24 protein-coding genes are annotated in these 22,493 nt (G+C 36.5%); 20 read left to right on the top strand and 4 right to left on the bottom strand.

Annotated features, from left to right (window positions below; genetic code table 11):
* Positions 1-11: 11 nt before the first annotated feature.
* The 3 genes from ypjB (at position 12) to ILT06_RS08785 (ending at position 2,336) form a co-directional block, all read left to right on the top strand.
* On the top strand, positions 12-800 hold the full coding sequence (gene ypjB, locus ILT06_RS08795) for a sporulation protein YpjB (protein ID WP_048561338.1): 789 nt from the start codon (positions 12-14) through the stop codon (positions 798-800).
* Between the two features lie 101 nt (positions 801-901).
* Complete coding sequence (locus ILT06_RS08790; protein ID WP_073517780.1) at positions 902-1,585, top strand: zinc metallopeptidase; 684 nt, start codon at positions 902-904, stop codon at positions 1,583-1,585.
* A gap of 109 nt (positions 1,586-1,694) precedes the next feature.
* Positions 1,695-2,336 carry a uracil-DNA glycosylase gene (locus tag ILT06_RS08785; protein WP_088048408.1) on the top strand — a complete coding sequence of 214 codons (642 nt, stop codon included), beginning with the start codon at positions 1,695-1,697 and terminating at the stop codon, positions 2,334-2,336.
* Positions 2,337-2,364: 28 nt separating this feature from the next.
* On the opposite strand, the gene ILT06_RS08780 is transcribed toward ILT06_RS08785, so the two are convergent.
* Positions 2,365-3,246 (bottom strand): YitT family protein, encoded by an 882-nt coding sequence (locus ILT06_RS08780; protein ID WP_064476612.1) that lies wholly within the window; start codon positions 3,244-3,246, stop codon positions 2,365-2,367.
* A 270-nt stretch (positions 3,247-3,516) separates the two neighbouring features.
* On the opposite strand from ILT06_RS08780, the gene ILT06_RS08775 reads away from it, so the two are divergent.
* The 7 genes from ILT06_RS08775 to ILT06_RS08745 are packed head-to-tail and all read left to right on the top strand — an operon-like array spanning position 3,517 to position 9,071.
* A complete protein-coding gene (locus ILT06_RS08775; RefSeq protein WP_001992677.1) occupies positions 3,517-3,858 on the top strand; it encodes a nucleotide pyrophosphohydrolase in 342 nt (113 codons plus the stop codon).
* On the top strand, positions 3,858-4,658 hold the full coding sequence (gene dapB / locus ILT06_RS08770; RefSeq protein WP_000658814.1) for a dihydrodipicolinate reductase: 801 nt from the start codon (positions 3,858-3,860) through the stop codon (positions 4,656-4,658). Before ILT06_RS08775 ends, dapB begins: the two co-directional genes overlap by 1 nt.
* 14 nt (positions 4,659-4,672) lie before the next feature.
* A complete protein-coding gene (gene mgsA, locus ILT06_RS08765) occupies positions 4,673-5,068 on the top strand; it encodes a methylglyoxal synthase (RefSeq protein WP_000684766.1) in 396 nt (131 codons plus the stop codon).
* Between the two features lie 11 nt (positions 5,069-5,079).
* A complete protein-coding gene (gene bshB1, locus ILT06_RS08760; protein WP_087979995.1) occupies positions 5,080-5,784 on the top strand; it encodes a bacillithiol biosynthesis deacetylase BshB1 in 705 nt (234 codons plus the stop codon).
* Entirely contained in the window at positions 5,781-6,926 is a 1,146-nt protein-coding gene (gene bshA / locus ILT06_RS08755) for an N-acetyl-alpha-D-glucosaminyl L-malate synthase BshA (RefSeq protein ID WP_222655023.1), read from the top strand. Before bshB1 ends, bshA begins: the two co-directional genes overlap by 4 nt.
* Complete coding sequence (locus tag ILT06_RS08750) at positions 6,913-8,106, top strand: CCA tRNA nucleotidyltransferase (protein ID WP_064476610.1); 1,194 nt, start codon at positions 6,913-6,915, stop codon at positions 8,104-8,106. Before bshA ends, ILT06_RS08750 begins: the two co-directional genes overlap by 14 nt.
* Positions 8,091-9,071 (top strand): biotin--[acetyl-CoA-carboxylase] ligase, encoded by a 981-nt coding sequence (locus tag ILT06_RS08745; protein ID WP_064476609.1) that lies wholly within the window; start codon positions 8,091-8,093, stop codon positions 9,069-9,071. The genes ILT06_RS08750 and ILT06_RS08745 overlap by 16 nt, the downstream gene beginning before the upstream one ends.
* Positions 9,072-9,097: 26 nt before the next feature.
* Here the strand turns inward: ILT06_RS08745 and ILT06_RS08740 are convergent, their stop codons facing one another.
* Positions 9,098-9,487, bottom strand: coding sequence for a cupredoxin domain-containing protein (locus ILT06_RS08740; protein WP_142315013.1), 390 nt, complete (start codon positions 9,485-9,487; stop codon positions 9,098-9,100).
* Between the two features lie 412 nt (positions 9,488-9,899).
* Between ILT06_RS08740 and panB the strand changes: the two genes are divergently transcribed.
* The 10 genes from panB (at position 9,900) to ILT06_RS08690 (ending at position 19,065) form a co-directional block, all read left to right on the top strand.
* Complete coding sequence (gene panB / locus ILT06_RS08735; RefSeq protein ID WP_000853116.1) at positions 9,900-10,736, top strand: 3-methyl-2-oxobutanoate hydroxymethyltransferase; 837 nt, start codon at positions 9,900-9,902, stop codon at positions 10,734-10,736.
* Positions 10,736-11,584 (top strand): pantoate--beta-alanine ligase, encoded by an 849-nt coding sequence (panC, locus tag ILT06_RS08730; protein WP_222655022.1) that lies wholly within the window; start codon positions 10,736-10,738, stop codon positions 11,582-11,584. The genes panB and panC overlap by 1 nt, the downstream gene beginning before the upstream one ends.
* A gap of 12 nt (positions 11,585-11,596) precedes the next feature.
* Positions 11,597-11,980: an aspartate 1-decarboxylase gene (panD, locus tag ILT06_RS08725; protein WP_075308788.1), complete on the top strand. Its 384-nt coding sequence runs from the start codon at positions 11,597-11,599 to the stop codon at positions 11,978-11,980.
* 128 nt (positions 11,981-12,108) lie between these two features.
* Positions 12,109-14,913, top strand: coding sequence for an ATP-dependent DNA helicase DinG (dinG, locus tag ILT06_RS08720; protein ID WP_222655021.1), 2,805 nt, complete (start codon positions 12,109-12,111; stop codon positions 14,911-14,913).
* A gap of 250 nt (positions 14,914-15,163) precedes the next feature.
* Positions 15,164-15,334, top strand: coding sequence for a YpmA family protein (locus ILT06_RS08715; RefSeq protein ID WP_000358354.1), 171 nt, complete (start codon positions 15,164-15,166; stop codon positions 15,332-15,334).
* 7 nt (positions 15,335-15,341) lie between these two features.
* On the top strand, positions 15,342-15,845 hold the full coding sequence (locus ILT06_RS08710) for a cell wall elongation regulator TseB-like domain-containing protein (protein ID WP_000758745.1): 504 nt from the start codon (positions 15,342-15,344) through the stop codon (positions 15,843-15,845).
* A gap of 18 nt (positions 15,846-15,863) precedes the next feature.
* The gene (gene aspB, locus ILT06_RS08705; protein WP_000761545.1) at positions 15,864-17,051 is read left to right on the top strand and encodes an aspartate transaminase AspB; all 1,188 of its coding nucleotides are present in this window, start codon (positions 15,864-15,866) and stop codon (positions 17,049-17,051) included.
* 121 nt (positions 17,052-17,172) lie between these two features.
* Positions 17,173-17,880, top strand: a complete 708-nt coding sequence (gene dnaD / locus ILT06_RS08700; RefSeq protein WP_064476605.1) for a DNA replication protein DnaD — start codon at positions 17,173-17,175, stop codon at positions 17,878-17,880.
* A gap of 15 nt (positions 17,881-17,895) precedes the next feature.
* Positions 17,896-18,543, top strand: a complete 648-nt coding sequence (nth, locus tag ILT06_RS08695; RefSeq protein WP_002158563.1) for an endonuclease III — start codon at positions 17,896-17,898, stop codon at positions 18,541-18,543.
* Between the two features lie 3 nt (positions 18,544-18,546).
* Complete coding sequence (locus tag ILT06_RS08690; RefSeq protein ID WP_064476604.1) at positions 18,547-19,065, top strand: YpoC family protein; 519 nt, start codon at positions 18,547-18,549, stop codon at positions 19,063-19,065.
* Between the two features lie 23 nt (positions 19,066-19,088).
* Here the strand turns inward: ILT06_RS08690 and ILT06_RS08685 are convergent, their stop codons facing one another.
* Both ILT06_RS08685 and recU read right to left on the bottom strand, forming a co-directional pair.
* Positions 19,089-21,776: a PBP1A family penicillin-binding protein gene (locus ILT06_RS08685; protein ID WP_088048409.1), complete on the bottom strand. Its 2,688-nt coding sequence runs from the start codon at positions 21,774-21,776 to the stop codon at positions 19,089-19,091.
* 65 nt (positions 21,777-21,841) lie between these two features.
* Positions 21,842-22,444, bottom strand: a complete 603-nt coding sequence (gene recU / locus ILT06_RS08680) for a Holliday junction resolvase RecU (protein ID WP_064476602.1) — start codon at positions 22,442-22,444, stop codon at positions 21,842-21,844.
* Positions 22,445-22,493: the final 49 nt, after the last annotated feature.

Genomic DNA, 22,493 nt, shown 5'->3' with positions numbered 1-22,493 from the left:
GGGGGACCGTGATGAAGAGAACATTAATTGGATTAATAGTATTTCTAATTATAATGTTTCCGTTACGTATATATGCTGAAGAGTGGAGTGAACTAACAGGGTTGTTAGACGACTCATTACAATTAGTGAAGCGTAATGAAGATGAAAAAGCAGTACAAGTATTACAACATTTCTCCGAGCAGTTTGTTATAAAGGGGAATGAAAAGAAGCAAGAAGTAACGCCAGATCAAGTTAGAGTTATTTCTTTAGCTTACGACAAGGCGAAACAATCTCTCTCGGAAACAGATTTAGGTAAACAAGTTAAAATTGATAATGTGTTAGCCCTGCAGCTCGCTGTTGATGCGCAAGTGTCGAAATATCAACCACTTTGGATGGAAAGAGAAAGAAAAGTAATGGGTGCCTTTTCTCAAATGGAAAAAGCGATGAAAAAAGAAGATACGGGACAGTTTCAACAAACGTTAAACACATTTTTACATGAATTTAATATTATTTATCCAAGCTTAATGATCGCCCTGCCAGAAAATGAAGTGCAGCGTGTAAATGCCCATTTATCTTATTTGGATGAATTTCGTAACGTTATGTTAAATACGAAAGGGGGGCAAATGCAAGTAGGAATCATTAAAGGGGATTTGCAAAAAATATTTCACACAGTAAAAAAAGATGAAATTGCACCCTCTCTCATTTGGTTTATGACAATTACTGGAGGTCTTATTTTATTCACATTAACTTATGTTGGATGGAGAAAGTATAAAGGAGAGAGAGAAAAAAGAAAAAGTAATGTACACTCTAAGAATAGATAATGCAATAAATAAAGATATGGATTGTAAGGTTTATTCATTGACAATGATGACAGAAGAAAATAGAATGAGAAGTACTATAATTAAAACTTCAATGGAGGTTCATGATGTTTTATTTAATTTACTTCGCGATCATAATGATCATACCGTTGTATGCACAGTCAAGAGTACGTAGTGCTTATAGCAAGTATTCACAAGTTTATTCAACATCAGGTATGACAGGAGCGGAAGTGGCTCGAAAGATTTTAGATGAAAATGGATTATACAACGTAGCTGTAGAAGAAACACCAGGTCATTTATCAGACCATTATGATCCAACTGCCAAAACAGTTCGATTATCAACAGATAACTATTACGGTCATTCAGTTGCTGGTACAGCAGTGGCAGCACACGAAGTAGGACACGCAATTCAAGATGCAAAAGATTATAACTTTATGCGTATTCGTCATTCGTTAGTGCCTGTGGCGAATTTTGGATCGAATATATCATGGGTATTTATTATGATTGGTATATTTGCGACAATGTCAAAACTATTGTTATTAGGAATTATTTTAATGGCAGCAGGTGTTGTGTTCCAACTCGTTACATTACCAGTTGAGTTTGATGCATCAAAGCGTGCAATGCAACAAATTGAAGCGTTAGGTATCGTATCAACAGATGAATATGGCCAAGCTCGTAAAGTATTAAATGCGGCGGCATTAACATATGTAGCGGCTGCAGCTGTAGCGGTATTTGAATTATTACGTCTCGTATTAATGTATACTGGTATGCAGCGTAGCGACGACTAAAGACTATCAATTTTGATAGTCTTTTTTGTTTTGTGGATTGAATTATATAATGTATTGCAAATAGAAATAATAGAAGGAATAGAAATAATGCGGAAAGGCGGTGGGGGAAGTGAAATATCCAAGTCATATAGTAAAACAAGTGAAAGAACAAAGCGCTTCTTATCAGTTAGAAGGCTTTTTAAGTGGACAAGGTCCTGAAAATCCAAAATTTATGCTGTTAGGAGAAGCGCCTGGTGAAACAGAAATTCATAATGGGATTCCGTTTAGCGGGAGAGCGGGAAAACAATTAATGGTTTTTTTAGAACGGATTCACGTTACAAGGGAAGAAGTATATATTACGAGCGCTGTTCGGAGTAGACCTTATAAGTGGCGAGAGAAAAGAGAACGAAATGGTGAAATCATACAGAAAAAGTATAATAGAACGCCAAATCAAGGAGAAATACTTGCCCATGCACCTTTGTTAGATTATGAATTAGAGAAAATAAACCCGAATCTTATCGTCACACTTGGAAATATCGGCCTTCAACGTTTAACAGGAAAAAATAAAAAAATAACTGATGTGCACGGACAATTATTAAAACAGCCTATTCAAAAAGTAAAGGATATGCAAAGTGCAGAGTTTACATGGTCAGAGAAAGAATATCATATTTTCCCGACTTTTCATCCTGCGTCCATTTTTTATAATCGGAGTTTATTGGAGCTTATTTATGAGGATTTAGAGAAACTTAAAAAACATGTAATAAAAAACTAGAAAAGCTAGAGAGCTTTTCTAGTTGCGTTTATGTATGTAACGGATTTTTATTTTCATCTAACGTAAAACCTTCACCAACTACATCATGTACATCACTTACTGCAACAAAAGCATGAGGATCTACAGAAGTAATAATATTTTTTAATTTCACGATTTCATTTTTAGCAACAACGCAATATAATACGTTCCGTTCCACTTTTGTATACGATCCAACAGCTTTTAAAAAAGTAGCTCCGCGTTCCATATCAGATAAAATTTTGGCAGCAATTTCATCGTTTTTATCTGAGATAATAGTTGCTCCTTTCGCCGCATAAGCTCCTTCTTGCATAAAATCAATGACCTTAGCACCGATAAAAACAGCAACTAACGTATACATGCCCTCGCGGTATGATAAATATGTAAGAATCGAGACGATAATGACGATAGCATCAAACATAAACATCGTTTTCCCCATACTCCAGCCAACATATTTATGAGCGAGTCTCGCGATAATATCTACACCGCCAGTAGTCCCGCCATATTTAAATATTATTCCAAGACCGATACCAATAAATGCCCCGGCGAATAAAGCCGCGAGTGTCATATCATTTTGTAAATTTAAATGTAAGTTCAGAACATCGTAACGCTGAAAAATCCATAGAAATAAAGATACGCTAAAGGTGCCGATTAGTGTATATAAAAATGTCGTTCTTCCAAGTAACTTCCAACCAATAATAAATATAGGGATATTTAAAATTAAGTTTGAGTAAGAAGGGTCAAACTTAAATAGAAAATACAATAATAGTGTAATACCGGTAAATCCACCTTCCGCAAGGTGATTTTCAATATTGATATTCACAATACCGAAAGAAAAAATAGCGGAACCGATTAAAATGAAAATGATATTTCGAATCTTCAAATTTGATGTCATATAGAAATCCCCCTAATTATGTAGATTGCATTGCTCCGCTGAAACGGTAAAACATAATGATAAGTAATTTCTAGTTGTTAGTAAAAATAGTGAAGGCTAAAAAAATCCGATTGGTTCAACTAATCTTTTGCGAAAAGCATGCAAAAGAAGTTTCACTTTATTATAGTCTATCCAAAAAAGGGGCGCAAATAGGTGTTTTGCGGGGAATAATATTTGTCAAATCGCGATGAATTGGCTAACATGAAAGAGGAAGGATTAGAGGTGAATTGTATGGAAGCAAAAACGATGAAGGATATGCAGAAAGAAGTAGATGCATATATTGGTCAGTTTAAAGAAGGTTATTTCAGTCCACTTGCAATGATGGCTCGTTTAACGGAAGAAATGGGGGAGCTTGCAAGAGAGGTTAATCATTATTATGGTGAGAAACCGAAGAAAACAACTGAAACAGAACGTAGTATTGAAGAAGAGCTTGGAGATGTATTATTTGTTATGATTTGTATGGCAAATAGTTTAAATATTGATTTAGAAACAGCACATAACATTGTAATGAATAAATTTAATACTCGCGATAAAGATCGCTGGACACGTATTGATGAGGGAGAGAAAGAATAATGAAAGAAATTAAAGTAATTATCGCTGGACCAAGAGGACGTATGGGACATGAAGCAGTCCTTCTTATGGAAAGAACGGAACATTTTAATTTAGTAGCAGCAGTGGATTATAAGCATGGTGGAGAGAAAATCTCTGATTTACCGGGCATGCCAGCGTTACAAGCGCCAATTTACGCGGATTTACATACTTGTTTAGAGGAAGTAGAAGCAGATGTGTTGTTAGATTTAACAACGCCAGAAGTTGGAAAACAACACGTTACACTAGCAGTTGAGCGTGGACTTCGTTCTGTTATTGGTACAACTGGATTTACAGAAGAAGAACTAAAGCAATTAACAGAGAATGCGAAAGAAAAAGCAGTAGGAACAATTATCGCTCCAAACTTTGCAATTGGTGCAGTTCTTATGATGAAATTCTCACAAATGGCAGCGAAGTACTTCCAAGATGTTGAAGTAATTGAATTGCATCATGATCAAAAATTAGATGCACCATCTGGTACAGCTGTAAAAACAGTAGAATTAATTCGTCAAAACCGTGAATCAAAGCAGCAAGGTCACCCGAATGAAGTAGAGCAACTAGAAGGTGCTCGTGGTGCAAATGTAGACGGCATTCACATTCATAGTGTACGTTTACCAGGACTTATTGCACACCAAGAAGTAATGTTTGGTGGAGATGGACAAATGTTAACGGTTCGCCATGATTCATTCAATCGTGCATCCTTTATGTCAGGTGTAAAACTATCAATTGATACAGTAATGAATTTAGATCATCTTGTGTACGGATTAGAAAACATTATCGACTAAAGGGGAGACAACGGATGAAAATTGCCTTAATCGCACATGACAAAAAGAAAAATGACATGGTTTCGTTTGCATACGCATATAAACCAATTTTTGAACAACATGAATTGTTTGCAACAGGGACGACAGGACTTCGTATTATGGAGGCAACTGGTTTAGTTGTAACAAGATATCAATCGGGTCCTCTTGGTGGTGATCAAGAAATTGGTGCCATGATTGCGAAAAATGATATGGATATGGTGATTTTTTTCCGGGATCCACTAACTGCTCAGCCGCATGAACCAGATGTAAATGCATTGCTTCGTCTATGTGATGTATATGCGATTCCACTTGCAACGAACATGGCAAGTGCTGAAATGTTAATGCACGCATTAGAGCGAGGAGATTTAGATTACCGTAAGTTTAGAAAATGAGGGGAACAATTATGAGTGGATTACATATATTAGCGTTTGGTGCTCATGCCGATGATGTTGAAATCGGCATGGCCGGTACCATTGCTAAATATACGAAGCAAGGGTATGAAGTAGGTATTTGTGATTTAACAGAAGCTGATCTTTCTTCTAATGGAACAATAGAATTGAGAAAAGAAGAAGCAAAGGCGGCAGCTCGTATAATGGGAGTAAAAACGAGACTGAATTTAGCGATGCCAGACCGTGGTTTGTATATGAAAGAAGAGTATATACGTGAAATTGTAAAGGTGATTCGTACATATAAACCAAAACTAGTTTTTGCGCCGTATTATGAAGATCGTCATCCAGATCATGCGAATTGTGCAAAACTTGTGGAAGAAGCTATTTTTTCAGCGGGAATTCGTAAATATATGCCAGAGCTTCCACCACATCGTGTGGAGTCTTTTTATTATTATATGATTAATGGTTTTCATAAACCGAATTTTTGTATAGATATAAGTGAGTACCTTTCTATAAAAGTGGAAGCATTAGAAGCATATGAAAGTCAGTTTTCAACAAGTAGTGATGGTGTGAAAACGCCGTTAACAGAAGGTTATGTTGAAACTGTGGTCGCTCGAGAGAAAATGTTTGGAAAAGAAGTTGGAGTCTTATATGCCGAGGGATTTATGAGTAAGAAACCGGTTTTATTACATGCTGATTTAATAGGGGGATGTAAATGAAATTAAAAATAGGTATTACATGTTATCCTTCTGTAGGTGGTTCTGGAGTTGTTGGAACAGAATTAGGAAAGCAATTAGCGGAACGCGGGCATGAAATTCATTTTATTACATCGGGTTTACCATTCCGGTTAAATAAAGTGTATCCAAACATTTATTTTCATGAAGTGACGGTAAATCAATACTCTGTATTTCAATATCCACCATACGATTTAGCGTTAGCGAGTAAAATGGCAGAAGTTGCACAAAGAGAAAACCTAGATATTTTACATGTGCATTACGCAATACCACATGCAATTTGTGCTTATTTAGCAAAACAAATGATTGGAGAGCGTATTAAAGTTGTTACAACCTTGCATGGAACAGATATTACTGTGTTAGGTTCCGACCCTTCGCTAAATAATTTAATTCGTTTTGGTATTGAGCAATCTGATGTTGTGACGGCGGTCTCGCATTCATTAATTAACGAAACGCATGAGCTTGTAAAACCAAATAAAAACATTCAAACGGTATATAACTTTATAGACGAACGTGTATATTTCAAGCGTGATATGTCTCAATTAAAGAAAGAATACGGTATAAGTGAGAGTGAAAAGATACTAATTCACATTTCAAATTTCCGTAAAGTGAAACGTGTGCAAGATGTTGTTCAGGCATTTGCTAAAATTGTTACAGAAGTAGATGCGAAGTTGCTTCTTGTTGGAGATGGACCAGAATTTTGCACGATTTTACAGATAGTGAAAAATCTACATATTGAAGATCGCGTCTTATTCTTAGGGAAGCAAGATAATGTTGCAGAACTACTTGCGATGAGTGATTTAATGTTGCTTCTTTCAGAGAAGGAGAGTTTTGGTCTTGTTTTATTAGAAGCGATGGCGTGTGGTGTACCTTGTATCGGAACAAGGGTTGGAGGTATTCCGGAAGTCATTCAACATGGTGAAACAGGATATTTATGTGAAGTTGGCAATCCAACAGGAGTGGCAAATCAAGCCATTCAGCTATTAAAGGATGAAGAACTTCACCGTAATATGGGAGAGCGAGCAAGAGAAAGTGTTTACGAGCAGTTCCGCTCTGAAAAAATCGTCTCACAATATGAAACGATTTACTACGATGTACTAAGGGATGACAAAAATGGAAAGATTTAAAAAAGCTAGTTCTATTATTGAGACTTTAAAGCAACAAGGACATGAGGCTTACTTTGTCGGTGGAAGCGTACGAGATCTTATTATCGATAGGCCAATTGGTGATATTGATATTGCGACATCTGCTTTACCAGAAGAAGTGATGGCTATATTTCCAAGACATGTTCCTGTTGGTCTTGAGCATGGAACTGTAATTGTGGTAGAAAATGGTGAACCTTATGAGGTAACTACTTTTCGAACAGAGAGCGAATATGAAGATTTTCGAAGACCTAGTAGTGTTCAATTCGTTCGTTCATTAGAAGAGGATTTAAAACGTCGTGATTTCACAATGAATGCAATTGCGATGACAGAAGAAGGCAAAATGGTTGATTTATTTGCTGGACAGGAAGCGATTCAAAAGAGAGAAGTTGTGACGGTTGGAAATGCTGCGGATCGTTTTCAAGAAGACGCCCTGCGAATGATGCGTGGTATTCGTTTCGTAAGTACGTTAGGTTTTTCTTTAGAAATGAAAACGAAACAAGCAATTGAAACATATGGACATTTGCTAGAACATATTGCAATTGAGCGAATTACAGTGGAGTTTGAGAAACTGTTAACTGGTACATATTGTGTGAAGGGCTTGCAAGAATTAGTAGAAACGAAGCTATTTTCTCATCTGCCATATTTACAAATGTCAGAAGAGAGATTATTAAAAGCTACGCAGTATAACTGGGATTCTTTTGAAACGGACATTGAGGCATGGGCATTCTTCTTATATTGTATTGGGGAAGAGCATCCATCTGTCTTTTTACGTCAATGGAAGTTTTCGAATAAAAAAATAAAAGATATCGTCGCAGTTTTATTAACAATTCGTACGAGAAAGGAGAAGGATTGGGATACAGTTCTTCTTTATAAAACGGGACTTCATATCGCTGAAATGGCCGAAAGAGTATATGAAGCGATGATTGAAAGCTATGATCATACATCTGTTAAACGAGTACAAACGTTGTTTGAAGTATTGCCAATAAAGAGTCGCCAAGAAATGAATGTGACTGGGAATGATTTATTAAACTGGGCAAATAAAAAGCCCGGTCCGTGGGTTGCTGAAATGATTCAAAAAATTGAGGAAGCAATCGTACAAGGAAACGTAGGTAATGAGAAAGAGTGTATAAGGGAGTGGCTGCAAGAATGCAATCTACTATAAGAAAGCAGTTATTGCAAGTTTTTTCGGAAGCGGATGGCGCGTTTGTATCTGGCCAAACGATTAGTGATAAACTTGGTTGTTCAAGAACCGCTGTGTGGAAACATATGGAGGACCTTCGGAATGAGGGATATGAACTTGAAGCTGTGCGTCGATTAGGTTATCGCATTGCGAGTAAGCCAGACAAAGTAACTGCTAATGAAATTCAGTTAGGGTTACAAACGAAACATATTGGTAGAACGGTATATTTTGAAGAAACTGTCGAATCCACGCAGCATATTGCAGCAAAACTTGCTTATGAAGGTGCGGAAGAAGGAACGATTGTTGTTGCAGAAGAACAAACAGCTGGCAGAGGTCGTTTAAGCAGGAAATGGCATTCACCAAAAGGAACAGGAATTTGGATGAGTATTATTTTACGTCCATCAATCCCGGTTCATCATGCACCACAACTTACTTTATTAGCGGCTGTTAGCGTTGCACAAGCAATTGAAAAGTGCACGGGTGTAAACGTAGGAATAAAATGGCCGAATGATATTTTAATTCAAGGTAAAAAGGCTGTAGGTATATTAACAGAAATGCAGGCAGATCCTGATAAAATTAATGCTGTCATTATGGGCATTGGTATTAATGCGAATCAAAAGCAAGAACATTTTGATGAGGAAATTCAACATATTGCTACTTCTTTAGCGATTGAATCCGGTGAGCCAATTGTTCGTGCAGAGCTTATGCAACAAATCTTTTTACAACTAGAAAAATTATATGAAGAGTATTTACAAAATGGTTTCTCTGTCATTAAAATTCTTTGGGAAAGTTACGCTGTGAGCGTCGGGAAAGAAATTACCGCTCGAACGATGAGAGAGACAATTACAGGGGTAGCAAAAGGAATTACAGAGGATGGTGTATTGCTTCTGGAGGACCATGAAGGGAAAGTACATCACATTCATTCTGCAGATATCGAAATTAAGTAAAAGAAGTTCCAAAAAGGAACTTCTTTTTATTTGACTATTACTTTGCCTTCCATTCCTTTAAGAAGATGGTACCGGCATATTAATTCATATGTACCAGTATTTTTAGGTTTCACGGTAATGTTTTTTTCTTTTCCTGACTCGACTACGACATCAATGCCGAGTTTTTTTACTGTAAAGGTATGTTCATTCTTACCTTTGTTTTTTAATAACAATGTTGTTGACTCTTCAATTGGAATGGTGATGACGTTTGGATGAAAGTAATCATCATTCAGTTCGACCTCAATTACTTTCGTTGAATCGATAGGTTGTGTTACAACGTTAACTGAGGCAAATGCATGGAAGGAGCTAAAAGTTATCATCACTACAATCATCAGAAGCAAACCGGTCGATGGAAATAACCATTTGTTCATAAACATTCGCAATTCTCCTTTTGTAAGTACTTTTCTCAATTAACCTGCATCATTAGTTCACGAGTTATACAATGCATATAAACTAAAAGCTATTTACCCTTTCTATGAGTTCGTTAGTTATGAAATTTTCACATACCGTAATGGGAATAAAAAATTATTTTTTCAAAAAAATGTAGTAATTCCTTTTTGGAGTTTGCTATAATTAGTTCGAATGTGGGCAGTATCAGAGCGAACTGCACCATGATTCGAAGCAATACGAAAAATAATAACTTGGATTCTGCCTTGATCCAATAACGGACTGGGACAGAGGGATGAATAATGCCGACTAACACACAACCCTTCTGCCCTTTTATGGCCAGAGGGGTTTTTTATATGATTTCGGCCATCTCCTCTCTCCTGTATAAAGGAGGAGTAGTTTTTGAAAACAAAAACAGATTTTTTGAAGATGAAAGAGCAAGGTGAGCCGATTACGATGCTAACGGCGTATGATTATCCATCTGCTAAGTTAGCAGAAGAAGCTGAAGTTGATATGATTCTAGTTGGAGATTCCCTTGGGATGGTTGTGCTCGGCTACGATTCAACAGTACCTGTCACAGTAGAGGATATGATTCATCATACGAAAGCTGTACGCCGAGGAGCGAAAGAGACGTTTATTGTAACTGATATGCCATTTATGTCGTATCATGTGTCGCCTCAAGATACGATGGTGAATGCACGCCGCATTGTTCAAGAGAGTGGTGCTCATGCATTGAAGGTAGAAGGTGCAGGGGAAGTGGTATCAACTATTCATTACTTGACGAATGCGGGAATTCCTGTCGTGGCACACTTAGGCTTAACTCCTCAATCTGTAGGAGTACTAGGTGGGTATAAAGTACAAGGGAAAGATGCTGAAAGTGCAAAAAAATTAATAGAAGATGCGAAGAGATGTGAGGAAGCTGGTGCGATAGCGCTTGTGTTAGAATGTGTGCCAATGCAGTTAGCGGAATTAATTTCGAAGCAACTAACAATTCCGACGATTGGAATTGGAGCAGGGAAAAAAGTAGATGGGCAAGTACTTGTCTATCATGATCTTATCTCATACGGCGTAAATCGTGTTCCGAAATTTGTGAAGCAATATACGTCTGTTCAAGAGGAGATTGTGCGAGGGATTTCACAATACGTTACTGAAGTAAAGACGGGACAATTTCCAGAAGAAAAACATTCGTTCACAATGAAAGAGGAAGAATGCTTAGCGTTATACGGAGGAAAACAATAATGAAAATCGTAACTACAGTGCAAGAGATGCAGCAAATTACAAACGAACTTCGTATAAGTGGAAAAAGTATTGGTTTTGTTCCAACGATGGGTTATTTACATGAAGGTCATGCGACTTTATTACGTAAGGCAAGAGCAGAAAATGAAATTGTAGTTTTAAGCGTGTTTGTCAATCCACTACAGTTTGGGCCGAATGAAGATTTAGATCGATACCCTCGTGATATTGATAGAGATGAAAATGTAGCAAAAGAAAACGGTGTAGATTATTTATTTTATCCGAGCGTAGAAGAAATGTATCCAGCAGAACAAACGACAACAGTAGCAGTTGTGAAACGTACTGATGTATTATGTGGCAAACAAAGACCTGGTCATTTCGCTGGAGTTGCGACTGTACTAATGAAACTATTTAATATTACATTGCCAAAGCGTGCTTATTTTGGTATGAAAGATGCACAGCAAGTTGCTGTCATTGAAGGATTTGTCGCTGATTTTAATATCCCGGTTACGATCGTACCAGTGGATATTGTGAGGGAAGTAGATGGATTAGCGAAAAGTTCTCGTAACGTGTATTTATCACAAGAAGAGCGTGAAGAGGCTCCTCATTTATACAGCAGTCTATGTAAAGCGAAAGAAAGAATTGAAGCAGGCGAACGTAATGCAGAAATCATTACAACTCTTGTGAAAGAGTATATTGAGACGTATACGAAAGGCACTGTAGATTATGCTGATTTATATGCCTATCCTTCACTACAAGTAATAGATAAAATTGAAGGACGAATGATTTTAGCAATTGCAGTTAAATTTGAGAATGTACGATTAATTGACAATATAACATTAACGGTTAAATAAGGGGGAGCATCTATGTTTCGCACAATGATGAGAGCGAAGTTACATCGCGCTACGGTAACAGAAGCAAATTTAAATTATGTAGGTAGTATTACAATTGATGAAGATTTAATGGATGCAGTAAATATTATAGAAAATGAAAAAGTACAAATTGTAAATAACAATAATGGTGCTCGCTTAGAGACATATGTTATTAAAGGAGAACGAGGTAGCGGTGTTGTTTGTTTAAATGGTGCAGCTGCAAGGCTTGTACAGCCAGGGGATAAAGTTATTATTATTTGCTACGGTTTAGTGGCAGAAGAAAATATTCATAACCAAGAGCCGAAAATTGCAGTATTAGACGATGATAATCAAATTATCCAAATGTTAGGCGCTGAAAAAGCGGGTACGATATTATAAGTAAGAAGGCTATCTCTATTACGGAGATAGCTTTTTTGTGCATCTTTTCATTAAGATGAGATAAAACGTGGTATAGTAACATTATATAATTTTGTGTTTGATAGGTAAGAAATTGAGGTGTTACATATATGAGTAAACGTTATGTCGTTGTGGATTTAGAGACGACAGGGAACTCCTGGAAGGACGGGAAGGATAAAATTACCCAAATCGCAGCTGTTGTAGTGGAAGATGGAGAGATACTAGAGATTTTTTCATCTTTTATTAATCCGAAGAGAGAGATTCCGCCATTTATTACAGAATTAACAGGGATTGATGAGAGTATGGTTAAGCAAGCCCCGTTATTTCAAGATGTAGCCCCGATGGTTGTTGAGCTATTGCAAGGTGCAGCTTTCGTTGCACATAACGTTCACTTTGATTGGAATTTTTTAACAGAAGAATTAAGGCGTGCTGGATATACAGAAGTACATTGTCCGAAAGTTGATACAGTTGAGTTGGCGCAAATTCTTTTGCCGACGGCTGATAGTTATAAATTACGTGATTTAGCTAAACAACATGAATTAGAGCACGATCAACCGCATCGTGCGGATAGTGATGCTCTTGCAACAGCGGAATTATTTTTACAATTTTTAAATGAAATTGTAAATTTGCCACTTGTCACCTTGCAATCGCTTTATGAATTGAGCGATGTTTTTCAAAGTGATATAGCGGATGTACTTTCTGAAAATATTTTAAAGAAAATGATGCATGGTAGAAAAGCGGCAGAGGGGTATGAAGTATATCGAAATATTGCGCTTCGAAAACGAAATTATGCTTTAAATCTCAGTGAAACATGTTCATCTAAATTTGATGCTTTCTTGCATAAGGCAATCGATAAACTTGAATTGAATATGCCAAAGTTTGAAAAAAGAGAAAGCCAACAGATTATGATGAAGGAAATATATACAGCACTAAGAGATTCTAGGTTTTCACTAATTGAAGCAGGAACAGGAACAGGGAAGACTCTTGCATATTTACTTCCAAGTATTTATTTTGCAACGAAAAAAGAAGAACCTGTCATCATAAGTACCCAAACAGTACAACTGCAACAACAAATATTAGAAAAAGAAATTCCATTATTACAGAAAATAATGCCATTTTCATTTGAAGTAGCTCTTTTGAAAGGAAGAAAGCATTATCTTTGTCTACATAAATTTGAATATGCTTTGCAAGAGGAAGAGAAAAATTATGATATGGCGCTCACAAAGGCAAAAATTTTAGTGTGGTTATTGCAAACAGAAACTGGCGATCGTGATGAATTAAATATTCCTGAGGGCGGAAAGTTACTTTGGAACCGTATTTGTAGTGATGTACATAGTCCAGGCGGGATGCAAAGCAACTGGTATAGCCGTTGTTTTTATCAACGAGCAAAGAATAAAGCATTATTTGCAGATATCGTTATTACAAATCATGCGTTATTATTTCAAGATTTTTCAAGCGAAGAACCACTATTTGCTTCATGTGAACATATTATTTTTGATGAAGCTCATCATATCGAGGAAGCGGCGAGTAGAACATTAGGTGAACAGTTCTCCTGTATGTATTTTCAATTAGTTTTATCTCGTCTTGGTACGCTAGAAACAGATGATGTACTTTCTAAAGTATATAAAATGATGAAAAAATCAGAGCAAGCCTCTCGTTCGACTTTTCGTATGGTGAGTCATAGTTTGAAGGAATTGAAATTTGATGCGGATGAGCTATTCCAAATGTTACGTGCTTTCATCTTTAAACAAACAAAGCAGGAACAAGGGATAAGCAATATGCCACTCATTTATCGATATAACACGGAAGTAGAGAAAGGTAAGTTATGGGATAGCATTACCGAGTTAACAAATCGTTTTGTATACGATGTAAGAAAATTATTGACTACACTTGAGAAGCAAGTTGATATATTGCAAAGTAAATTAGAATGGGAGATGCATGTTGTTACAGGTGAATTTATGCATTTAATTGAGTTGTTGAGAAAGATGGAACAATCTTTACAATTACTCATTTTAGAAAAAAATTCATACGTGACATGGATGGAGACTGAAACGAAGGGGACAATTCATTCAACCGTTTTATATGCACAGCCTGTTCATATTGGTGAAAGGCTTGCGGATGAATTTTTAACACAGAAAAAGAGTGTTATTTTCACATCAGCAACGTTAACAGTAAACGATTCATTTGACTATATAAAAGAAGAGCTAGGTTTATATGATTTTGCTCCCAATACATTACAGGTTCCGTCACCATTCCGTTTTGAAGAACAGATGAAATTAATGGTTTCAACAGATGTGCCTTTTATTAAGCAAGCAAGTAATGAAGAATATATTGAATCTGTGTCGGCACATATTGCAAAAATAGCGAAAGCTACAAAAGGTAGAATGCTTGTTTTATTCACTTCTTATGAGATGTTGAAAGAAGCGTATACGAATTTGAAAAATGATGAGGAATTAGAGGGGTATTTATTATTAACGCAAAGTGTGAATAATAAGAGCCGAAGTCGTCTCATTCGTAAATTTCAAGAGTTCGACAAATCGATTTTGTTAGGAACAAGTAGTTTTTGGGAAGGGATAGATATACCTGGAGATGCCCTTAGTTGTCTTGTTATTGTACGACTTCCCTTTACACCTCCGCATCAACCGATGATGGAAGCAAAAGGAGAGTGGTTACAAAATCAAGGACAGGACGTATTCGCTAAGTTAGCACTCCCGCAAGCAATCTTGCGTTTCAAACAAGGATTTGGTCGTCTAATTAGAACAAGTACAGATACCGGAACAGTATTTGTATTAGACCGTCGTTTGACAAGCGCTTCTTATGGAAAACGTTTTTTACAATCAATCCCAACTGTTCCGCTTTATGAAGGCCCTTTAGAAGAATTATTAGAACAATTAAAGGAACGGCCAAATAAATAAAATTGGAAGAAAAATACGCCTGAAGTACATTTAAGCTTCAGGCGTAAAAAATGTGGGTAGGAGGAATTTTATTTTTCTTACTTCTTGTATACAAAATGTATTGGTTTTCGACTTGAAACCTTTTTTTGCAGTACATGTCCTGCTATAATAGATGGGTGATGAAGCAGGGGTTGTAAAGAATGTACTCTTATTGTAACCGTATTGCGTTCTTCTATAATTAGAAATTTTTGTGTAACGGAGGAGTTTTTTCATGGATAAGAAAATCGAAGTCCTATCAACGACGCGTCTTAAATATTCGTCTGATTTGTATAAAATTGTTGATAGTTTGAATCGTACGTTAAAAGAGCAGGACCTCATGTTCGGATTAGCATTAGACGAAAAAGATAAAGAAACAGCTGTATTTACGATTTACAGAACGTAGTGATACAATGAAAAAGTGGATCTTTGCAATCGTTATCGTAATCGTTGCTAGCGGAATATATGGGGCGTATGTTTATAATAAAGCAATGGAAAAGAAAATCCATAAAGAGGAAAAATCTGTAGAAATTGCAAAAGAAAAGGCAAAGCTTACAAAAGTAAAATCTGTAGATTATTATAACGGAAATTCTTCATATACAGTCGTACAAGGTGTAGACGAAAAAGGAGAACAAATTATTGTTTGGGTGCCAAATAAAAAAGGGAATGTCCTTGTGAAGAAAAAGAGTGAAGGTATTCCTGAAAAAGAAGCTTTGCAAAAGTTGGCTGAACAAGCTACAGGAAAAGGCGATGAGCCGAAGCCAAAGCCAAAAGAAATTATAAAAGTAAAATTAGGTGCTCAAAACGATATTCCGTTGTGGGAAATTACATATATTGATCAGGAAGATCGTTATACGTATTATTATTTAGAGTTTCAAAATGGGGCTTATGCTGGTCATTACAGCATTGAAAAATAGATGTAGGGGGAACTACAAATGAAATTAGCAAAGCGAGTAGCTGCTTTAACACCATCTGCAACTTTAGAAATTACAGCAAAGGCACAAGCATTAAAAGCAGAAGGTCATGATGTAATTGGATTAGGGGCAGGAGAACCTGACTTTAATACGCCAGAACATATTATGGATGCTGCACATAAAGCGATGTTAGAAGGACATACGAAGTATACACCAACAGGTGGATTACAAGCGTTAAAACAAGAAATTGTGAAGAAGTTTACACGTGATCAAGGAATTGCGTATGATCCATCTGAAATTATTGTATGTAACGGTGCAAAGCATGCATTATATACATTATTCCAAGTGTTGCTTGATGAAGGAGATGAAGTTATCATCCCAACTCCTTATTGGGTAAGTTATCCTGAGCAAGTAAAGCTTGCTGGAGGTAAGCCAGTTTACGTAGAAGGCCTGGAAGACAATGAGTACAAAATTACAGCGAAGCAGCTGCGTGAGGCAATTACAGAGAAAACGAAAGCAGTTATTATTAATTCACCGAGCAATCCAACAGGAATGATTTATAGCAAAGAGGAATTACAACAGCTTGGAGAAGTATGTTTAGAACACGATATTTTAATCGTTTCAGATGAAATTTATGAAAAATTAATTTATGGTGGAGCAGAATATACTTCGATTGCCCAGCTTTCTAATGCATTAAAAGAACAAACACTTATTATTAATGGTGTATCTAAATCTCATTCTATGACAGGATGGCGTATTGGATATGCAGCAGGAAATAAGCAGCTTATTAAAGCGATGACGAACTTAGCGAGTCATAGTACGTCAAACCCTACTTCAATCGCTCAATACGGCGCAATTGCAGCATATGCAGGCTCACAAGAACCTGTAGAAACAATGCGTCAAGCATTTGAAGAAAGATTAAACATTATTTATGATAAATTAATTCAAATCCCTGGCTTTACTTGCATTAAACCACAAGGTGCATTTTACTTATTCCCTAATGTAAAAGAAGCTGTAGCTTTATCAGGATACGAAACTGTAGATGATTGGGCAAAAGCTCTATTAGAAGAGGAAAAAGTGGCTCTTGTACCAGGTACAGGATTTGGTGCTCCAAATAATGTTCGTTTATCATATGCGACATCTCTTGAACAAGTAGAGAAAGCATTAGAACGCATTCATACGTTTATGAAAAGTAAAGTGCAAGCTTAATTGTATATTTTATTAACGCAATACAAAAAACCTTCCTACATAATAGGGAGGTTTTTTTGACGAATTGTGACAAAAAGAAATAGCGAAAGGTGTGTTATACTAGAGAGCGAGGTGTTTGGTGATGAAAAAGAAAATGATGTTACAGTGGTTTGAGCAGGGAAGCATTGCAATTCCAAAATTACTTATGATGCATTATAAAAAATTAGGGTTAAATGAAGTGGAATTTATGGTTGTACTTCATGTACACACATTTTTAGAATCGGGCAATTCGTTCCCGACTCCGTCAGAGATTTCAGAACGGATGACGATTACTGAAATGAAATGTATGGAAGTAATTCAGACATTGATTCAAAAAGGTTTTTTATCATTAGAAGGTGGACAAAAATCAGAAGCGATGATTTGTGAAAGTTATTCTTTACAACCGCTATGGGAAAAAATATTGCATTTCTTAATGAACGAATCAATAGAGGAAGAACAAAAAGAAATAAAACAACTGCAAGTAAATTTATATACAGTATTTGAAAAAGAATTTGGAAGACCACTTTCTCCGTTTGAATGTGAAACGTTGGGTATGTGGGAAGATCAAGATCAACATCATCCGAATTTAATTCAAGCGGCCCTCAGGGAAGCTGTAATGAGTGGTAAGCTTAATTTCCGATATATTGATCGTATTTTATTTGAGTGGAAAAAGAATGGTATTAAAACAGTAGATCAAGCCCAAAACCAAGGACGGAAATTTAGAGCAAATCAACAACGAACGCAGCAAACGACAAAACAAGAGACGAAATTTACTGGGAAAGTGCCTTTTTATAATTGGTTGGAGCAGTAATGTAGGAGGAAGTATATGTTAAATAAAACGCAAATTCGCTATTGTTTAGACACAATGGCGGATATGTATCCAGAAGCACATTGTGAATTAATTCATGATAATCCGTTTGAATTAGTAATCGCGGTGGCATTATCTGCACAATGTACAGATGCACTTGTAAATAAAGTGACGAAAAATTTATTTCAAAAATACAAAACACCAGAGGATTATTTAAGTGTGTCTTTAGAAGAATTACAACAAGATATACGTTCCATTGGATTGTTTAGAAATAAGGCGAAAAACATTCAAAAATTGTGCCAGATGTTGCTAGATGATTATAACGGGAAAGTTCCAGAAGACCGGGACGAGCTGACGAAACTACCAGGAGTAGGAAGAAAGACAGCGAATGTAGTTGTTTCGGTTGCATTTGGAATTCCAGCGATTGCTGTTGATACGCATGTAGAGAGAGTGAGTAAACGGTTAGCAATTTGTAGATGGAAAGATTCTGTGTTAGAAGTGGAAAAGACATTGATGAAGAAAATTCCAATGGATGAGTGGGGAGTTACACACCACCGTATGATTTTCTTTGGACGTTATTACTGTAAGGCGCAACGACCACAATGTGAAGAGTGCCGATTACTAGAAATATGTCGCGAAGGAAAGAAACGAATGAAGGGGAAATAAAGGATGGAGCGAGTTATAGAAATACCGAAAGAGTTTCGGTGCGTACCATTTTTTAAAGAGAGTGCGAATTCGATTACGTATCACACAGACCAATCTTTTGAAGAAATAATACAAAATACTTACTTTATACATGATATTGAAAGACAATATGAGCCATGGAATGAAATTGAAAATAGTATTCCTGTACTGTTGAAAGTGTGGAAAAGTAAGCATGAAGACATTGCTACACTATTTCGAAACAGAAATAAGCAAGAAGCTGAAGGTCCAATGATTCTTTTTGCGGCACATTTGTTATCGATTGTATTTTGGTTAAATGAGCAACCTGTTCATAGTTTGAATGAAATGGAAGCTTATACGAGTAAATTGGAAGTACAACCAGTTAATTTTATGGAGCGATATTCGTTCATTATAAAGAAACCGAATAATTATCATTCCTACATTCAGTTAGCGCAGTTGTATATTGAAATAGAAAAGCTATATGTAAAGAAAATGATAACAAAAAAGAAGTCCTTTTCTCGTTAAGAGAAAGGACTTCTTTTTTTGTATTAAGATTCTGTTGTAACAACATTTCCGTCTGCGTGAGGTGTATCTCCTCCGGTATTTTGTTGTTGTTCTTGTTGCTTGTGTTGTTCTTCTTCAGCTTTTTTTCTAGCAGCCTCTTCTTCAGCTTTCTTTCTAGCAGCTTCTTCTTCGGCTTTCTTTCTAGCGGCTTCTTCTTCAGCAGCCTTTTTCTGAGCTTCTTCTTGTTGTTTACGTTGTTGTTCTTGTTGTTGCTGTTGCTCTTGTTGTTTACGCTGTTCTTCATCAGCCTTTTTCTTAGCTTCTTCTTGTTTTAGTTTATCTTCATTAGCTTTTTTCTGAGTTTCCTCATCAGCTTTTTTCTTAGCTTCTTCTTCAGCCTTCTTCTTAGCCTCTTCTTCAGCTTTTTTCGGGTCTGGAGTTCCGCCAGGTGCAGTGAAGGATGCACCAACTGCAGGGCTTGTTCCATTACCTTTTTTCGCTACTACAGAGAAGCTGTAAGTAACGCCTGGTTTAATACCACCAAGAGTAGCTGTCGTACCACTTATTGATAGGCTACCACTTGAACCGTCAGTTGCTTTATAGCTTGCTGCATACGCATCAACTTCTGCTGGTCCAGACCAGTTTAGTGTAACTGTGCTAGCGCCATCGAAAGCGACATTAAGACCACTAGGTGCATCTACTTTAATTTGTTTAACCGCATCTTTCTTAGCACCTTTTACGTACAATTCACCATATAATTCTTGTACAGAAGAAGGGCGTTCGAAACGAGATTTATCTGTAGCGAATTTGCTCATCATTACTTGGAACATTTGTTGCGCAATTCTAGTAGAGCGATCGCCAATGTAATTTTCTGAGCTATCTTTTTCGTAACCAGTCCACACCGCCATTGTATATTGCGGTGAATATCCAGCAAACCAGCTATCTCTGTTTGCATCAGCTGGGATACCATATTTTTTTATAACGTCTTCATCAAAGTTTTGTGTTCCTGTTTTACCAGCTACGTCTATACCGGAAACGTATGCTGTTGGACCTGTACCACCAGAACCAGGTCTTATTACGTCACGAAGTACGTCAGTAACCATATATGCTGTATAGTCGTGCATTGCACGTTGTTCTTTCGGCTTAAAGTTTTTCTTTTTCCCGTCTGGGAAGATGACTTCTTTTACGAAGTGAGGCTTATTATATACACCGTCATTACCAAATGCGGCATATGCACCTGCTAGTTCTAATGGAGAACTATCGTTACTACCAATTGCTGTTGATTCATATGTTTTGCCGTCTTTAAATGTCATACCCAACCCTTCAGCAAACGCTTGTGACTTAGGAAGACCCACCGCTTGGGCTGTTTTTAAAGCCGGGATGTTTAATGATTTTTTCAAAGCTTCACGTAGTGAAACGTCACCTTTGTAACTATTTGTTGCATTTCGTATTTTTTTACCATTGGAATACGTATACTCTGAGTCATTTAATTGATGGTATGTAGACCATTGTAAATTCTCAATTGCTGGACCGTAGTCGAAAATTGGTTTCATTGTTGAACCAACTTGGCGTTTTAGATCAATGGCCATATTATGACCTTTGAAAGTAGACTTACTTTCTTTACGCCCAGCTCCAATTGCTCGAACTTCTCCAGATTGTGTATCCATAAATACGAATGATCCTTGGAATTGATCGTTAGGATACTTAATGAGATTGCCATCCATAATTTTGTCAGCGTAATCTTGAGCATCTTGGTCAAGTGTTGTATGAATCGTTAAACCATCTGAACCGATATTTATATCGGGATATTCTTTTTCAACTTCTTTTACAACAGCATCTAAAAATGCTTGATACTTCATCTCAGTTACTTCTGAAGACGGTTGAAGACCCTCAGTTACAGAGATTTTCATTGCGTTATTCATTTCATCTTTTGTTATATAACCATGTCGATTCATTAATGATAATACGACGTTACGACGTTGTGTAGCTCGTTCAACGTTGTCTTGTTTTGTTGGGTCATAAATATTAGGACCTTGGGGTAAACCTGCAAGCATTGCAGCTTCATGTAACTGTAAGTCTTTTAAGTCTTTGTTATAATATTTTTTGGCTGCTGTTGCAATACCGTACGAACGGTTACCTAAGTTAATCTTATTTAAGTACATTTCTAAGATCTCATGTTTAGAGTATTGTTGCTCTAATTTGTAAGATAGGTACCATTCTTGTACTTTTCTCTTCGCAGTTTTGTCCATCGTTAGAAAATAGTTTTTGACTACTTGTTGTGTAATCGTACTACCACCTTGAGATCCGAAGCCTCCAGTGACATTTTCCATAACTGCTTTTGTAGTTCGTTTAAAATCAATTCCATTATGATCATAGAAACGTGAATCCTCAGTTGCAAGGAATGCACTTTCAACTACCTTTGGAATTTGATCATACGTAACGTGGGTTCGTTTTTCAGCACCGTATTCATAGAAAAAGTTCCCATTCTTATCAAGAAACTTTGTTGATAAAGGATTGACAAGTTTTGATTTGTCTAATTTTGGAGCGTCCTTCACCATAACAAAGAAAGCGGAAACGCCAGCTACAAGACCAACGATACCAAGAAGTAGACAACCTATAAGGAATTTTTTTAAAAAGGAGCCTTTTTTCTTTGGTTTGTTCTCTTTATTTGTTTCTTGCTTTTGATTTTTTACATGATTTCGTTCTGTACGAGAACGATAATTATCTGACATTATACTTTCTCCTACCTTTCATTCTCTCCCCAAAAGTCGAAAAAAGAGCCTTAGTGATGACTCTATCACGAAAAATAAACCGTGTCTAGTACACGGATATAATCAATCCGAGGGTGATAACCGCATGATAATAAAGATCCATGCTCTTCTATTTCTTCTTTCGTAATCGATTTCCGTCCACCAGTATTTTGACGATTCCAAAATGCAATAATATGTTTTGCATCTAGTAAATAAAGTTCATCAAAAAGTGTAAATTTAATAATAACAAATGCAATTCCATCATGAGCGAGTACTTGCTTCATATGTTCAATTTGATGAAGGTGGAAGTTTTGAAGTGGAAAGCTGGTTTTATTTTTTGTTTCTTTCGCTTCAAAATCGATGTATTTCCCTTTGTATACACCGTTGTAATCTGTTGTAGAAGGTTGTTTAAAATACGCTTCTTTTACCACTGCAGCACTTCGAGCGGGGTAATCTACTTTTACAATTTGAAGAGGTGTAGGCTTTTTATGTACACATGCAATATTATGGGTTAAGTAATATTCATTTGTTTCATTCAATTCCTCTTCAAGGGACATACCTCTATTACTATAAGTATGTTTTTTAATTGGTGTTTTATGAGGTTGTGAAGCTTGATTGTACCGTTTTCCGTTTGGGTAACGAATGGTCATAGTGTGTCCACTCCCAACTTGCTAAGAATTACTTACAAAGGTGATTATA

It is taken from the genome of Bacillus sp. 17RED48 (assembly GCF_019837545.1).
GTDB classification, from domain to species: Bacteria; Bacillota; Bacilli; order Bacillales; family Bacillaceae_G; genus Bacillus_A; species Bacillus_A wiedmannii.
Note: the sequence above shows the minus strand (reverse complement) of the source record. Positions and strands in the feature narration are given on the sequence as shown.